The organism is Brevibacterium jeotgali (assembly GCF_900169175.1).
Lineage (GTDB): Bacteria > Actinomycetota > Actinomycetes > Actinomycetales > Brevibacteriaceae > Brevibacterium > Brevibacterium jeotgali.
This window is the reverse complement of the sequence record NZ_FXZM01000010.1, coordinates 143,514-158,477: the sequence shown is the minus strand read 5'-3', so window position 1 is coordinate 158,477 and position 14,964 is coordinate 143,514. Positions and strand designations below refer to the sequence as shown.

At 68.4% G+C, this 14,964-nt stretch carries 13 protein-coding genes and 2 tRNA genes; 6 read left to right on the top strand and 9 right to left on the bottom strand.

The features are described from left to right. Positions 1-388: 388 nt before the first annotated feature. A tRNA-Asn gene (locus tag BJEO58_RS11145) sits at positions 389-461 on the bottom strand. A 176-nt stretch (positions 462-637) separates the two neighbouring features. Between BJEO58_RS11145 and BJEO58_RS11140 the strand changes: the two genes are divergently transcribed. Together BJEO58_RS11140 and BJEO58_RS11135 are read left to right on the top strand one after the other, a co-directional pair. Next, complete coding sequence (locus BJEO58_RS11140) at positions 638-1,585, top strand: DMT family transporter (RefSeq protein WP_101589545.1); 948 nt, start codon at positions 638-640, stop codon at positions 1,583-1,585. Continuing rightward, positions 1,572-2,753 (top strand): glycosyltransferase, encoded by a 1,182-nt coding sequence (locus BJEO58_RS11135; RefSeq protein ID WP_246075989.1) that lies wholly within the window; start codon positions 1,572-1,574, stop codon positions 2,751-2,753. Before BJEO58_RS11140 ends, BJEO58_RS11135 begins: the two co-directional genes overlap by 14 nt. On the opposite strand, the gene gluQRS is transcribed toward BJEO58_RS11135, so the two are convergent. Beyond that, the gene (gene gluQRS / locus BJEO58_RS11130; protein WP_101589560.1) at positions 2,737-3,648 is read right to left on the bottom strand and encodes a tRNA glutamyl-Q(34) synthetase GluQRS; all 912 of its coding nucleotides are present in this window, start codon (positions 3,646-3,648) and stop codon (positions 2,737-2,739) included. The genes BJEO58_RS11135 and gluQRS overlap by 17 nt on opposite strands. A gap of 58 nt (positions 3,649-3,706) precedes the next feature. On the opposite strand from gluQRS, the gene BJEO58_RS11125 reads away from it, so the two are divergent. Beyond that, positions 3,707-5,251, top strand: a complete 1,545-nt coding sequence (locus tag BJEO58_RS11125) for an MFS transporter (protein WP_101589543.1) — start codon at positions 3,707-3,709, stop codon at positions 5,249-5,251. Positions 5,252-5,344: 93 nt separating this feature from the next. Next, positions 5,345-6,604: an EAL domain-containing protein gene (locus tag BJEO58_RS11120; protein ID WP_101589542.1), complete on the top strand. Its 1,260-nt coding sequence runs from the start codon at positions 5,345-5,347 to the stop codon at positions 6,602-6,604. Between the two features lie 3 nt (positions 6,605-6,607). Here the strand turns inward: BJEO58_RS11120 and BJEO58_RS11115 are convergent, their stop codons facing one another. After that, positions 6,608-7,570 (bottom strand): Fpg/Nei family DNA glycosylase, encoded by a 963-nt coding sequence (locus BJEO58_RS11115; RefSeq protein WP_101589541.1) that lies wholly within the window; start codon positions 7,568-7,570, stop codon positions 6,608-6,610. A gap of 157 nt (positions 7,571-7,727) precedes the next feature. Between BJEO58_RS11115 and BJEO58_RS11110 the strand changes: the two genes are divergently transcribed. Next, positions 7,728-8,525 (top strand): thioesterase family protein, encoded by a 798-nt coding sequence (locus BJEO58_RS11110; protein WP_101589559.1) that lies wholly within the window; start codon positions 7,728-7,730, stop codon positions 8,523-8,525. A gap of 10 nt (positions 8,526-8,535) precedes the next feature. Here the strand turns inward: BJEO58_RS11110 and BJEO58_RS11105 are convergent, their stop codons facing one another. From BJEO58_RS11105 to BJEO58_RS11095, 3 genes are all read right to left on the bottom strand, one after another. Beyond that, a complete protein-coding gene (locus BJEO58_RS11105; protein ID WP_101589540.1) occupies positions 8,536-10,008 on the bottom strand; it encodes a hypothetical protein in 1,473 nt (490 codons plus the stop codon). Then, on the bottom strand, positions 10,005-10,673 hold the full coding sequence (locus BJEO58_RS11100) for an ABC transporter ATP-binding protein (RefSeq protein ID WP_246075988.1): 669 nt from the start codon (positions 10,671-10,673) through the stop codon (positions 10,005-10,007). Before BJEO58_RS11100 ends, BJEO58_RS11105 begins: the two co-directional genes overlap by 4 nt. Positions 10,674-10,786: 113 nt before the next feature. Beyond that, positions 10,787-11,278, bottom strand: a complete 492-nt coding sequence (locus BJEO58_RS11095; RefSeq protein WP_180951922.1) for a DUF3145 domain-containing protein — start codon at positions 11,276-11,278, stop codon at positions 10,787-10,789. A 146-nt stretch (positions 11,279-11,424) separates the two neighbouring features. Between BJEO58_RS11095 and BJEO58_RS11090 the strand changes: the two genes are divergently transcribed. Further along, positions 11,425-11,498: transfer RNA gene (locus tag BJEO58_RS11090), tRNA-Ile, on the top strand. Between the two features lie 56 nt (positions 11,499-11,554). Here BJEO58_RS11090 and BJEO58_RS11085 read toward each other — a convergent pair. The 3 genes from BJEO58_RS11085 to leuA all read right to left on the bottom strand — a co-directional run bounded on the left by BJEO58_RS11085 (position 11,555) and on the right by leuA (position 14,946). Beyond that, entirely contained in the window at positions 11,555-12,337 is a 783-nt protein-coding gene (locus BJEO58_RS11085; protein ID WP_101589538.1) for an isoprenyl transferase, read from the bottom strand. After that, the gene (gene recO, locus BJEO58_RS11080; protein ID WP_101589537.1) at positions 12,334-13,062 is read right to left on the bottom strand and encodes a DNA repair protein RecO; all 729 of its coding nucleotides are present in this window, start codon (positions 13,060-13,062) and stop codon (positions 12,334-12,336) included. The genes BJEO58_RS11085 and recO overlap by 4 nt, the downstream gene beginning before the upstream one ends. Positions 13,063-13,185: 123 nt before the next feature. After that, positions 13,186-14,946: a 2-isopropylmalate synthase gene (gene leuA, locus BJEO58_RS11075; protein ID WP_101589536.1), complete on the bottom strand. Its 1,761-nt coding sequence runs from the start codon at positions 14,944-14,946 to the stop codon at positions 13,186-13,188. Between the last annotated feature and the right edge of the window lie 18 nt (positions 14,947-14,964).

Sequence of the window (14,964 nt, the reverse complement as noted above, 5' to 3'; positions counted from 1 at the left end):
TGAGGAGCGGTCATCGTTGTGACTCCGTTCGAGGATTCTTGGAAGGTTGACTCGAAGGATCACACGGTGGCCGCGTCCACATCCTGACGGATAGGCCGGACCTCCGTGCGCTACACCACTCTATGGGGCTCTACTCATCGCCGAGGAACAAATCGGGCCAGCTGCCTATGACACCGCGTTCAGCCCGGAAGACGGCAACGGGATCCAGCAAGGATTGGGAGGAAGATCCCGGTAGACACGCCCAAGCCAGACACACTTTTTGGCCTTTAACCCACAGCCTCCGAGCACAGCCACGACTGCAGACTCCTCATTGCCTCAGAGCCGAGTGTGGACGGAAAAGAGCCCCACCCCCGCGCTCGTGACGCGGTGGTGGGGCTCTGACCTTCGGCTCCCCCGGCTGGGCTCGAACCAGCGACCCTTCGATTAACAGTCGAATGCTCTGCCAACTGAGCTACGGAGGAATGGTATTCACGCTTGTGAACACGAGATGAAACAATAGCACCCGTGTTCGCGACGACGCAAAACGGGCTGCGCCCCGCTGTCGCGCAAGCAGGCCCGCACGCCGTGCCGGACATCACACACCACTCCGCGCCGGTTCATCAGCAACGCCACAGGGGAGATCAGTATCGTAGAGCCGATGACCATCCTCGCCATCGGCCTGGCGTTCCTGTCGGCCGTGTCTCTCGCGTACGGGGCCCTCCTGCAGCATCGGGGGGTCTCCGGCCTGCGCGCATCCGAAGGAGCTCTGCGGCTGCGCACCCTGGTGCGCCTGTTCCGCTCGTCGCACTGGGTGCTGGGTCTGCTGGTCATGGGCGCGGGCATCGTCGCCAACGTCATCGCCCTGTCCCTCGCTCCGGTGATGGTCGTGCAGCCGGTGGGGGCGTTCTCCCTGGTCATCTCGATACTGCTCGGCATGTTCCACCGGAGCCTCGCCGTCCATCGCTCCATCGTCATCACGGTCATCCTCTGCGTCGTGGGAGTCGCGGGGTTCGTCACAGTATCGGCCCTGGTCGCGACGACATCACCCACGAGACCGGCGGAGGCGCACCTGCTGGCCGCCCTCGCCCTCGCCTTCACAGTGGCGGGCCTGATCATCATCCTCGTCGTCTCCCACCCCCGGCAGCTGCTCCTCATCACCGGCGGCGGAGTCCTGTTCGCGTTCGTCGCGACGAACATGCACGTCGTCAGCTCCCACATCGTCGATGTGGGGCTCGCCGAGGGCCTCGCATCGCTGCCCTGGTCCAACCTGATCGCGCTCGGCGCATCCGGACTGGTCGGCTCGTGGTTCGTGCAGTCGTCGTACGCTTCCGGACCGCCTGAGATGGTGATCGCCGGTCTCACCGTCATCGACCCGATCGTCGCCGTCCTGCTCGGTGCACTGATCCTCGGCGAGGCGGCGGACTCCGGGGTCGTCTCGATCGTGGGCATGGCTGCGTTCGGCGTCCTGGCGTGCGCCTCCGTCGTCCTCCTGTCCCGCCACCACCCGGATGCCGTCGCAGCGGAGCGCCGACGCTCCCATAAGAAGTACGGCGACGCGTCCGGGCCACCGTCGATCGAAGAGGTCTCCGACCGTGTCATCCCCTGATCCGCTGCGAATCCTCATCGCGTCAGAGACCTATCCCCCGGAGATCAACGGCGCCGCCGCGTTCACCACTCGCCTCGCCACCGGCCTGGCCGCTGCGGGTCACGAGGTCCACGTCGTCGCCCCCTCCGCCTCCGGCATCCCCCGCCACGAATGGGAGGACGGAGTGCGCGTGCACCGGCTGCGCTCCCACCACTGGCCGCTGCATCCCACGTGGATGATCTGCATGCCGTGGGAGGTCAAGCCCGATCTGTCCCGGCTGCTCGACGACATCCGTCCCGACGTCGTCCACACCCAGGCTCACTTCGTCATCGGCCGGTACGCGTTCTCACTCTCGAAGTCGCGCGACATCCCGGTCGTCGCGACGAACCATTTCATGCCGGACAACGTGCGCCCCTATGTCCGTGCGCCGCGGCCGCTGCTGAACATCGCCGCTGACACTGCGTGGCGCGATCTGCGCAGTCGCTTCCAGCAGGCGGACCACATCACCGTACCGACCCAGCTCGCGAGCGATCTGCTGACGGAGAACGGCTTCGACCATCCGGTCGAGGCTGTGAGCTGCGGGATCGACCTCGCCCGATTCGATGACCCGGCCCCCGTCGCCGAAGACGGGGCCAGAACTGCGCCCTCCGTCCTCTTCGTCGGAAGACTGTCGCAGGAGAAGCGCCCCCAGGACATCGTGCAGGCTCTCGCCCGGACAGACCCGGCGCTCGGCCTCGAGGCGCGGATCGTGGGCGCCGGCGATCAGGAGACAGCGCTTCCGGCACTGGCGCGGGACCTCGGCGTCGGGGACCGCGTCCACGTGCTGGGGAAGATCGACGACGATCAGTTGGACGCGGAGTACCGGCGCGCGACGTTCTTCTGCATGCCGTCCACCGCCGAACTCCAGTCGATCGCGACCCTCGAAGCACTGGCCTCGGGGCTCCCCGTCGTCCTCGCGGATGCGGTCGCCCTCCCGCACCTGGTCCGCGACGGTGCGAACGGCCATCTGTTCCGTCCGCGCGACGTCGATGATCTGGCACGCGCATTCACGAGCGTCCTCACGGCTTCGGACGCACAGCGGCATGCCATGGGCGAGGAGTCGAGGGACCTCGTCCAGGTCCACGACATCCGCAGGACGATCGCCCGCTTCGACGAGATCTATCGGTCGGTCATCACGCGCCGTCGCTGATCGGGGGCGCGTCGAACACCGCTGCGTCGCGGGTCATACCGGCCGGGTCGAAGCCTGCCACTGCGTCCTCGAGGCTCGTCCACGGGCCGAATCCCAGTGACTCCCCCATCCACCGCCACAGATCGAAGTCGTGCTGCGCCAACTGACTGATCGTCACGGCGCCGTCCCTCTTCGCAAGCCTCGCACCTGTGGGACTCAGCACCAGCGGCACGTGGACGTACTCCGGCACCGGCAGCCCCAGCAGCCGGGCGAGGTGCGCCTGGCGGGGCGCGGACGAGGCGAGATCGTCGCCGCGGACCACCTGATCGATCCCCATGTCCCCGTCGTCCACGACGACCGCGAGGTTGTACGCCCAGACACCGTCGCCGCGGCGCAGGACCAGATCATCGACGTGTGCGGTGACGGTCCCGAGCAGCACGTCCTCGATCGAGCAGTCGCGGGCATCTGCAGCCAGCCGGAGTGCCGGTGCGCGGCCTGAGGCGTGCAGGCGGTCACGGGCGGCCTCCCGCGCAGAATCAGTGAGATCGCGGCACGTCCCCGGGTACGCGCCCGGCGGTGCGTGGGGCGCACTGGGCGCGGCGAGGATGTCCCGGCGCGAGCAGTAGCACTCGTAGACGAGCCCCCGCGCCTCCAGCCGCTCGCACGCGGCCTCGTACAGTCCGGTCCTGGTCGACTGCTGGACGACCGGCCCGTCGATCGTCACACCGAGCGCGCGGAACTGCGCCAGCTGCCGATCCGCAGCCCCCTCCTGCACACGATCGAGGTCCTCGTCCCTCCACCGGAATGCGCGGGACGTCGTGACGGCCCACAGGTAGGCGAGGATCCCGGTGCGCACATTGCCGATGTGGAGGTCGCCGCTGGGCGACGGGGCGAAGCGTCCGGCAGGTGTGAGCATGGACTCCACAGTAGCGGCGGTCATTGCCCCTGACCGCCGGAGGGCATATAAGGGGAGGGTGAGAGATTCCACCCCCGCGTCGACATCGGCGGGCGCGGAGGGCTTCACGACGGAACAGCGGCGCATCCTCCTCGTGTCACTGCTCGTCGCCTTCCTCTCCCTGCTGAGCGTGTCCATCGTCAATGTCGTCCTCCCGTCGATCGAGCAGTCCCTCGCAGCGAGCTCTGCGGCCCTCCAATGGATCCTGTCGGGATACGCACTGGCGTTCGGAGTCGTGCTCGTCGCCGCGGGGCGGGCCGGGGACATCTACGGGCGGGGGAGGATCTTCGTCGCAGGCCTGCTGCTGTTCGGCGCGGGGTCGCTCGTCGCGGGCTTCGCCGCAGACCCACCCACACTGAACATCGCGCGTGTCGTCATGGGCCTGGGCTCCGGCTTCCTCAACCCCCAGGTGACGGGTCTCATCCAGCAGTACTTCTCCGGAGCACAGCGCGGCCGGGCCTTCGGACTGTTCGGCGGGATCATCGGCGTGTCAGTGGCCGTCGGCCCGGTGCTCGGCGGGGTCCTCGTCGCAGCGTTCGGCACAGAGTGGGGGTGGCGCGCATCCTTCCTCGTGAATGTGCCCTTCGTCGTCCTCGCAGTCGTCGGCGCCTGCCTCTGGCTCCCTCCGTCCGCGTGGCGAGCGGCAGTCGGCAGCAGCCCAGCGAACTCGGCAGCGGCGGGCCCGCAGACTGGCGGAGCCGTGTCAGAGGCGCCCCGCGCCTCTCGGGTGACGGTCGGGATGAGCCGGATCGCGGACCTCGATCCCGTGGGTGTCATCCTCCTCGGGGCGGGCACGCTGCTCGTCATGCTGCCCTTCGTCGAACGTGAGGCGGGCACCTGGATCTGGTCGTCCCTGCCCATCGGACTCCTCCTGGTCGTCATGTGGGTGCGGTGGGAGGAACGGTGCAAGCGGAGCGGTCGCGCGCCCATGGTCGACGTGGAGCTCTTCCGCACCCGGTCGTTCTCCAACGGCACGATGCTCGTGAGCATCCATTTCCTCGGGATGACGAGTGTGTGGGTGCTGCTCGCACTCTGGATGCAGTCGGGGCTCGGGCACACGGCGCTCGCGGCGGGCCTCATCGGCCTGCCCTCAGCCCTCGCGAACGCGATCTTCGCACCGATCGCCGGTCGGCACATCACACGGATCGGCAGACCCCTCGTCCTGTGGGGCTTCGCCCTGGCTCTCACCGGTCTGAGCCTCACCGTCACAGCGGTCATCCTGCACTACACGCTGGGCACGAGCGAGTGGTGGCTGCTGTGCACTCTGGGCCTCCTGGGCGCAGGTCAGGCGCTGATCATCAGCCCGAATCAGACCCTCACCCTCTCGGAGATCCCGCTGCGGTATGCCGGATCAGCCGGCGGCGTGCTCCAGACCGGACAGCGAGTGGGCACCTCGATCGGCATCGCGGTCATCACGGGCATCACGTTCACCGTGCTGGCCTCCCAAGGGTGGATGACGGCGTTCGTGGTCGGATTCGCCGTCATCTTCGCAGTGGTCGCCGCCGCGGCAACGGTCGGAGTCGTCGACCTCGTCCAGGGCCGCAGGCAGAATTCCGACAGGTGAGACTGACACGGGCCTGCGACACCCCACAGCGGGTTCGCCGGATGGCCGTGAGAGACTGAACGTCGTTGCAGGACGCTCGAAGGGAACAATGAAGTGGGCACGACCGACGCCTCCATGCGCATCGATTCGGACCTCGACCTCGAAGAGCTCGTCCGTTCCGGACTCGTCACCACCTACTTCGGCCCTGTGGTCGACCTGGAGACGGACACCGTCGTCGCGCATCAGGTGTTCCACGGCAGCGTTGGATCCGCGTGCTTCGGCATCGACGACTTCGTGGCTCTGCGGCGCGCCGTGCGCGAGTCACCGCTGGCCGGCGATCTCGATTCGTCACTGCGATCCCTCGCACTGCGCGAGGCGGAGACGCTCGAGCTGCCCAGGTCGAACCGCCTCCTGCTGACGACGGAGCCGCAGTCGCTGGTCACCGTTGAGGACCGCACGAGCGAACCGGACCGGTCCGCGATCCTCCAGCTCCATCCGGAGCGCGTCGCGATGGCCCCGGCGATGTCGCTGCGCTCCGTCCGGCAGGCTCGTTCCCTGGGGTGGGGCATCGGCATGTCCTCGATCGGTGCCGATCTGAGCACCACGTCGTTCCTGCCGCTGGTGAACCCCTCGGTCGTGACGCTCCATCGCAACGTGCTCGATATCGAGGACACCACCCATATCGCGGATCTCGTCAGACTCCTCCACGCGCACGTCGAGCGGACGGAGGCGATCATCATCGCGGACGGCATCCGCGATGAAGCCGATGTCGTCATGGCACGAGCGATGGGGGCGCGGTTCGGGACGGGACAGCACTTCGGCGCGCCGTCGCACTCCCCGACACCGGTGGACCCGGCCGGAGAGGATCCGCTCGAAGCGCACTACACGCGCAATCTCCCCGCACAGGGCACGCCGTTCACGATCGCTCAGGGGCTGGGCCGTGACCCGATGGTCATGGGAGCGGAGATGCTCGAAGCACAGCTCGCCTCGCTGGAGGAGCGCACCCTCACAGCGGGCAAGTCCGCCGTGGTGATAGGCATCTTCGCCGATCATGAGACGCTGAGCGCCGACACGATCGAACGGTACACGCGGATCGCGGACAGCGCCGGCTACACCGTCATGCTGTCGAACGGATTCGACTCCCCGCCGGTGCCGGCGGCATGGAGCGGCCCCCTCGACACGTCCGATCCCCTCCAGCAGGAGCTCGCCGTCGTGATGGTCGGACCCGATTGGTCCGGCATGACCGTCGGCAAGCGCCGACCCGCTCCCGGCACCGATGGCAGGACCGAGTACGACGTCTTCGTGACGACCGACCGCTACGCCTGCGTCGACGCGGCCAGATCGGTCATGAGCCGCATCCGCGCACTGCGCTGATTCTCACCGGCGCTGGCAGCCGGCGCACCAGTAGAGTTTCCGCCCCTGCAGCTCCGCGAGGCTGATCGGTGTGGCGCACACACGGCACGCCTGTCCTGCCCGGCCGTAGACGTGGTGACGGTTCTCGATCGAGTCGAGCGCGTCCTGCTTCGCACTCCCCCGCAGATCGGTGCGCGTCACGATCACTCCCGTCTCGATGCCGATCGGCAGGAGTCTGCACCAGTCGTCCCAGAGCGTCCTGAGCTGCGACTCAGCCAGATCCGCGGTGCGCATGTAGGGGTCGATGCCCGCGCGGAAGAGCATCTCCGCGCGGTAGATGTTGCCGATGCCCGCGATCATCGTCTGGTCCATCAGCAGGGACCCGATCGGGGTCCTGCGGTGGGCCGCCCTGTCGTGGAACCGCGCCCAGCCGCGGCGCCTGCCGTCGACCGCGGGATCGGGCCCCAGCCTCTCGAGGTGCGCCGCTGCTTCCCCTGGAGTGAGGACCTCGCAGACTGTGGGACCGCGGAGGTCGGCGCAGACGCGCTCGGTGAGCAGCCGCACCCGCACTGCGCCCACCGGCGCGGGAGGCCAGACGGCGACCGTTCCCGAGGCCCCGCCCGCCGTCTCCTCTTCGCCCGCCCGGACGCGGGTCAGGCGGGCGGCGCGCGGCGCTCCCATGGATCCCGCGCCCGCCGCGTACTCGCCGGTCTGTCCTTCGACCGCTCCTGCGTCTCCGACGTCGGGGACCTGCATCGAGAAGTCCCACGCGCCGTAGATTCCCAGGTGGACCCGCAGGTGGAGGTCGCCGTCGAACTGGGTGAACATCTGCTTTCCCACGGCGTAGCACTCCTCCATCACGCGTCCGCTCAGAAGCTCCGCCCCCCGGACGAAGCGGCCCTGTGGAGACGTCGTGTGCATGGCACGACCGACCATCGCCTCCCTGAAGCGGGCAGCGATGCGGTGGACGGAATGACCTTCGGGCACGGACGAGGTCCTCTCTCACTCACGGATGGGCGACACCATCCTAGGTCCGTCCCGGAGTTCGAGGCTCGGCAGTCCCGGGCCTCCGGCCGGCAGCGGGACTGTGGCAGACTCGCAGACGACCGAACAATCGTTCAGACTCTCGACGAGGTGAGTGCACGTGGACCCCTTCTATCGGCAGCTTGATGCAGGACGCTACGAATCAACGGCGGCCACCAGCGGGCCCTGGCGCGCAGACGCCCAGCATGCGGGCCCGCCCTCCGCACTCCTGGCGCGGCAGATGGAGCTCCACGATCCCCGCGACGGGATGCGACTGGCAGACGTGCGGACGGACATCCTGGGTCCTGTGCCCGTCGCGCCGCTCACGGTGACGGTCCAGACCCTGCGGGCGGGCCGCTCCATGGAGCTCCTCGAAGCCACCGCATCGGCCGACGACGGCCGCCCTGCCCTCATCGCTCGCGCCTGGCGGATTCTGCGCGCCCCGGACGACTTCCCGGGACTCGCCGCGTCCGGTGACGCAACGCCGCCTGACAGCCCGGACGACACACCTGCCCGCGCGGGGAGCCCCATCCCGGGGGCGACTGAGAACGGGTACGGACGATCCGTCGAGTGGCGGTTCGTGTCCGGAGGTTCGGGCACGGGCGGATCGTCCATCGTGTGGGGTCGTCAGCTCAACGCACTCGTCGACGACGAAGAGCCCTCCGCCTGGCAGCGGGTCCTCGTGCTCGCCGATTCCGGAGGCGGCGTGACCTTCTCCGTGGACCCCGGACGGCATCGCTTCATCAACTGCGACCTCTATGTGGCGCTCGAACGGGATCTCGAGGGCGAATGGCTGCGCATGGACGTCGCGTCCCGCGCAGCAGGCGGTCACGGCGGCATCGTGCACGACGTCCTCTCCGACGCGCGCGGCAGGATCGGCGTCGGCCTGCAGGCGATGGTGGCGCAGAACGTCGGCTGACGTTCGCCGACTACGAGCGCAGGCGCCTCCTCGTGCGCAGTACGAGCGCGCACCCGACGAGCGGGACAGCTCCCAGTGTCCACAGGCTGGCGGATACCGCGTAGCTGAGCCCGATCGTGATGCCGAGCGAGAGCACGACTGCTTCGACCTGCCACAGGGCCACGGCGGCACCCGCGAAGTCTCCGACCGGGCTCTGGACAGGGGTGAGCAGGCGGACCGGCAGCGGGCCGCGGGCGCTGTCGCACGCCCGCACGAGCCCCAGGAGTGCCAGGCAGGCGGTGGCACCGGGCACCGCGCCGACGGGCGCGCCGGCCAGGATCCCGACCCCAACCCCCACGGCAGCCGCGAGGACGACGAGAAGCGCCGGCAGAGCACCGTGAGCCGCCATCAGGCGCGCCGTGGACACCCCGTGGAGCGGCGGTCGTCCGGCGCCGGCCGCCGCGTATCTGAACCCATCGCTCACGACGCCCAACGATGCGAAGCCCACGATGGCAGCAGCTGCAGCTGCTGCCCACATCACACCGGCGGGCATCGCGAACGACAGGACGATCAGGGCCCCGGATGCGAGGACTCCGGCGAGGCCGACGGCTCCGCGCACCGGTGTGCGCAGGGCGCCGACGATGTCCCGCCGCACGATCGTGAGGATGAACGGGACACGTGCCCGCACCGCGCTCAGACCACGGCCGACCCGCGGGAGCGGACGGAACGTCGACAGAGCGTGGCCGATCTCCCCTGACGTCCCGGCCGCTGCCGCGAGGTCACGGCGCCGGGCGTGGTTCAGGAGGTCATCCCCGCGGAGCCGGACGAGCAGCCGTGGCACCGTGAGTGCCGACAGCAGCGCGCAGACCGTCCAGAGCACTGCCCCGGCGACGGTCGCGCTCCACGGGACCGGAGACAGGGAGACGGGTGGCAGTGACGCGGCAGTCCCCACCACGCCCACGGCAAGCACGAGCGCTGTCCTGGTGCGAGCGGTGCACACCTGTCCGACCAGCCAGAAGACGCTCACGATCCAGGCACCACAGGCGGCAGTCAAGAGGAGCATCACGGCGGATCTCCCGTCGACCGCGTCAGCGCTCCAGAGGGTCCACCCCACCGTCCCTGCGACGAGCAGGCATGCGGATACGAGTACGACCGCGGACAGGAGGAAGGGGCGCAGCAGCGTACGCGCGCGGCTGAGGTGGTTACCGCCCAGGTGGACGGTGAGGAAAGGGCTCAGGACTGCAGGACCGGCGGTCCCGCCCACGACCGTCGCGACTGCGACGATCGCGGCGAACCCCACTGACAGCAGGGCGACGGGCGGGGCCTCCAGGAGCGGGAGAACGGACGGCTGACCCAGGCCCAGTGCGGCGCCCCGCACCAGCGGCATGCCGACGACGGTTCCCACGAGCACGCTCGCGTACACGGCGTACCAGCCGCTGCCCGACGCGGCCTGTGGCCGTGCGGCACGGTGGACGCGTGACGGGAGCGCCGACCGCAGATTCATGGACGTGCCGCGTCGAGGTCCAGGACCTGCGTCGCGAGCGCGTCGACGATCTGGGGGCTGTGCGTGGACACGACGAGGCCGCGCCCCTGCTCGCGCAGCTCCGCCAGCAGTCGGGCGACGACGCCGCGCCGCTCGGCGTCGAGGCGCTGTTCGGGTTCATCGAGCACCAGCAGGCTGGAGGGCCGTGCCAGAGTGAGCGCGAGCCCGGTGAGCTGGAGCTGACCGGACGAGAGTTCGTGGGGGAAGCAATCCGCGAGGTGTGCGATCTGCAGGCGCGTGAGGAGTCCCTGGGCGATGGCATGAGAACCCGTCGGACCTCGGTCAGGAGCGCCCCAGGACACCGTCACGAGTCGGAGCTGCTCCTCGATTGTGAGGTCGCGTGCCAGCGGCGGCAGACCGAGCATGCCGGCGACCGTGCTGCGGAAGACGGGCGAGCGTTCATCGGGTGCGCTGCCGTCGATGAGGACCGTGCCGGCCGTGGGAATGCTCAAGCCGCACAGCAGTGTCAGCAGTGTGGTCTTCCCGGCCCCATTGCCCCCGGTGATCACGAGTGCCTCACCGGTTCCCAGGACCGCCGAGCACGGTCGCAGGAGCACGTTCCCGCCGCGTTCCACGGCTGCCCCGTCCACGGCGACGAGGGACGATGCGCAGGGGTCAGAGATCACGTGAGAAGCCTAGATGAAGTGCGCAGAGCAGCGGTGGACACGCGCAGCGGTGGACACCACGTCATCGAGGTGTCCACCGCTGCGCGTGGCGGAGGAGGAGGCAGCTGAGGGGCTCAGCCGACCTTGGTGAGCCAACGGACGGGAGCCCCGTCACCGGCGTAGCGGAACGATTCGAGCTCGTCGTCCCAGGCCTGCCCGAGTGCGCGCTCCATCTCCATCGACATCTCGATCGGGTCACCTGCCGCACGGACCATGACAGTGCGGATGACGTCTTCGGGCACGACGATGTTGCCGTGCGCATCTGTCACGGCATGGTAGATGCCGAGCGCCGGCGTGTGGCTCCAGCGACCGCCGTCGACGCCTTCACTGGGTTCTTCGGTCACCTCGTAGCGGAGGCCGTCCCAGCCCCGCAGCGCCGAGGCGATGCGGGCACCAGAACCCGCGGGCGCCTTCCAGCAGATCTCTGCACGGAACATGCCCGGTGCGGCAGGCTGCTCAGTCCAATCGAACTTCGCATGCGCGCCGATGGCCCCGCCCGCGGCCCACTCGATGTGAGGGCACAGCGCACGAGGTGCTGAGTGGACGAAAAGTACGCCCTGTGTCATATCCATCTGTTGCCTCCTCTTCGCGGATACGTCTTCCCCAACGATCCGTGCCGAGGCGGCATGCGGCTATTGTACTATAGGCACGGCGATGAAGGACCCTCACGATCCTGGGTCTTTGCTGGTGACACGCACTCGTGGTGCGCCTCGCCCCTGTAGCTCAGCTGGTTAGAGCAGAGGACTCATAATCCTTTTGTCGCGGGTTCAAGTCCCGCCGGGGGCACCGATGTCCTGACATGGTCAGGAGCATGACGATCGACCGCGCCGCGGACGCGCGTGTCACTGCCGGGTGTCCACGCTGTCCACCGCCCCGCCGAACCGCCGATCGCGCTTGGCGTACTCGAGGATCGCGGCCCACAGCGTCCTGCGATCGACATCCGGCCAGAGCACGTCCTGGAAGACCATCTCCGCATAGGCCGACTGCCACAGCAGGAAGTTCGAGGTCCGCTGCTCTCCCGATGACCGCAGGAACAGGTCGACATCGGGGACCTCCGGTGAGTAGAGGCGGGAGGCGACCGATTTCTCCGACAGCTTCTCCGGCGACAGCCGACCGTCAGCGACCTCGCGGGCGATCTCCTTCATCGCGTCGACCAGCTCCGACCGGCCGCCGTAGTTGACGCAGAACTGGAGGACGAGCCCGGTGTTGTCCTTCGTCATCTCCTGCGCGTCCTCGAGCTCGTTGATGACGGACCTCCACAGTCGTCCCGGCCTGCCCGACCACACGATCCGCACACCCAGCTCATTCAGCTCGTCACGGCGTCGCCGGATGACGTCGCGGTTGAAGCCCATGAGGAAGCGCACCTCGGCAGGGGAACGCTTCCAGTTCTCGGTCGAGAACGCGTACGCGCTCAGGTATTCGACCCCCGCTTCGATCGCTCCGTGGATCACGTCGAGCAGAGAGGCTTCTCCCGCCTTGTGCCCCTCTGTGCGCGGCAGACCCCGCTCGTTCGCCCACCGTCCGTTGCCGTCCATGACGACCGCGACGTGGCGCGGTACGAATGTGCGATCGATCGCCGGCGGGCGGGCACCGGAAGGGTGGGGCGGCGGTGCGGGGAAGCTCATGTGCGCTCCAGGACGTTGAGGGAGCGCACGCGGCGCTCCAGATGCCAGTGGACGTAGGACGTGACGAGTCGGGATGCTTCCATGGTCGTGTGGACCGGCGTCGCAGCTGCGCCGACCCAGTCTCCGGTCAGCAGCGCCGCGATGTGGTTGACCGCGGACGTCGAGGTCAGTGCGGTCCCGTGGGGCCGGCAGTCCATGCAGACGGTCCCCCCGAGCGCAGCGGAGAAGCCGCGATGAGGACCGGGCATCCCGCACTGCGCGCAATCGACGAGACTGGGTGCCCAGCCGGCCAGTGACATGGCCCGCAGAAGGTAGGCGTCGAGGCTCTGCCGCGGAGGATGCTCGTGTTTGCACAGCGAGCGGATCGCCGACAGCAGCAGGAGGAACTGGCCCCGTGTCCGCGGCTCGTCCTCCGTGAGCTTCTGCGCCGTCTCCGCCATCACCGTCGCTGCGGAGTACACGTCGTAGTCGGCCATGATCCCCCGGGCGAAGGGCTCCTTCAGCTCGACCTGCGTGACGACGTCCAAGGACTTGCCGATGTGCGCCTGGAGGTCGACGAACATGAACGTCTCCAGCCTCGAACCGAACTTCGACCTGGTCCGCCGGACGCCCTTCGCGACCGCACGGACGAGTCCGTGCTCCCGGGTGAGGAGCACGACGATACGGTCGGCCTCGCCCAGCTTGTGCCCGCCCAGCACGATCGCTTCATCCCGGTAGTACCTCACCGCCTGATTGTCTCACCTCCGGCACCGGCAGCGCGGGAGGCGCCCGCCGGTGCACACGCCGAGGCGGCGGTGACGGACCCATCGGTCGTCACCACCGCCTCGGCGTCCGGGTGGAGAGCAGCGTCAGCGCGCGGCGCGGTTCACCGCAGAGATGATCGCCTTGAGAGTGGCCTTCGTGATGTTGGGGTGCAGGCCCGCACCCCACAGCACGCGGTCTCCCACAGCCAGCTCGACGTAGGCTGCGGCCTTCGTGTCCGCGCCCGTGCCGACAGCGTGCTCGCTGTAGTCCTGGAGACGGATGTCCACGTCGAAGTGATCGTTGAGGATCGTCACCAGAGCGTCGACGGGCCCGTTTCCGCGGCCTTCGTAGATGCGCTCCTGCCCGTCCACCCGGAGGAACGCCTCGATCCGCTCGGAGAGACGACCGGCTTCCTCATCCTCCGCGTGGACCGACTCCGTGCGGAGGCTGAGCAGTTCGAAGCGCCCCCAACCCGTCTCGTCCTCCTCGGAGGGGAGGTACTCGTCCGCGAAGATCCTCCAGATCTCCTTCGCATTCACCTCACCGCCGGATTCGGTGCGCCCCTGGACGACCTTCGAGAACTCCACCTGCATCCGGCGCGGCATGTCGAGTCCGTGCTCGCTCTTGATGAGGTACGTGACGCCGCCCTTGCCCGACTGCGAGTTCACGCGGATCACCGCTTCGTAGGAGCGGCCCAGGTCCTTCGGGTCGACCGGGAGGTAGGGCATGTCCCACTCCATGCGGTCGACCGGCACCCCTGCGTTGTGCGCCTTGATCTCGCGGTCCGCGAAGGCCTTGTTGATCGCGTCCTGGTGCGAACCGGAGAACGAGGTGAAGACGAGGTCGCCGCCGTAGGGGTGGCGCTCGTGGACGCCGATCTGATTGCAGTCCTCGACCGTGTGGATCACTTCGTCGATGTCGGAGAAGTCCAGCTCCGGGTCGATCCCCTGGCTGTAGAGATTCATCGCGACGGTGACGAGGTCGAGATTGCCCGTGCGCTCCCCGTTGCCGAACAGGCAGCCTTCGACACGGTCCGCGCCGGCCATGAGCCCCAGCTCCGCCGCCGCGACACCGGTCCCCCGGTCGTTGTGCGGGTGGAGGGAGACCGCGACGTCCTCCCGATAGGGCATCTGCCGGATGAACCATTCGATCTGATCCGCGTACGCGTTGGGGGTGCCGCGCTCCACCGTCGCCGGCAGATTCACGACGGTCTCGCGTCCTGCGGCGGGCTGCCACATGTCCAGCACGGAGCCGACGATGTCAGCCGCGAACTCCGGTTCGGTGTCCACGAAGATCTCCGGGGAGTACTGGTAGCCGAAGTCCGCGTCGCCCAGCATCGATTCGGCATGCTTCATGACCGCCTGCGTGCCGCGCAGAGCGATGTCGCGAGTCTGGTCGAACCCGTCGCCCTCGAAGCCGAACACGACCTTGCGGAAGACCGGTGCCGTGGCGTTGTACAGGTGGACCGTCGGCTTCTGCGCTCCGCGCAGGCTCTCCACCGTGCGTTCGATGAGGTCTTCGCGCGCCTGCGTGAGAACGCTGATGCGCACGTCGTCCGGGACAGCATCCTCTTCGATGATCTGGCGGATGAAGTCGAAGTCCTGCTGGCTGGCTGCGGGGAAGCCCACCTCGATCTCTTTGAAGCCCAGCTTCACGAGGAGGTCGAACATCCGTCGCTTGCGCTCCGGGGTCATCGGATCGATGAGGGCCTGGTTGCCGTCACGCAGGTCCGTGCTCAGCCAGCGGGGCGCCTTCGTCAGTCGCTGATCGGGCCACGTGCGGTCCCGCATATCGAGCTGGATCCGGTCGTAGAACGACTTGTACTTGCTGAACGGCATCGGGCTGGGCTGCTGCAGATTCGCCATTGCTGCTCTCCTTGTCAT

Excerpts from the sequence above, each read along its gene's own strand:
- BJEO58_RS11140 (WP_101589545.1), top strand. The coding sequence starts at position 638 with ATGACCATCCTCGCCATCGGCCTGGCGTTCCTGTCGGCCGTGTCTCTC.
- gluQRS (WP_101589560.1), bottom strand. The coding sequence starts at position 3,648 with ATGCTCACACCTGCCGGACGCTTCGCCCCGTCGCCCAGCGGCGACCTC.
- BJEO58_RS11105 (WP_101589540.1), bottom strand. The coding sequence starts at position 10,008 with ATGAATCTGCGGTCGGCGCTCCCGTCACGCGTCCACCGTGCCGCACGG.
- BJEO58_RS11095 (WP_180951922.1), bottom strand. The coding sequence starts at position 11,278 with ATGACACAGGGCGTACTTTTCGTCCACTCAGCACCTCGTGCGCTGTGC.
- BJEO58_RS11085 (WP_101589538.1), bottom strand. The coding sequence starts at position 12,337 with ATGAGCTTCCCCGCACCGCCGCCCCACCCTTCCGGTGCCCGCCCGCCG.
- leuA (WP_101589536.1), bottom strand. The coding sequence starts at position 14,946 with ATGGCGAATCTGCAGCAGCCCAGCCCGATGCCGTTCAGCAAGTACAAG.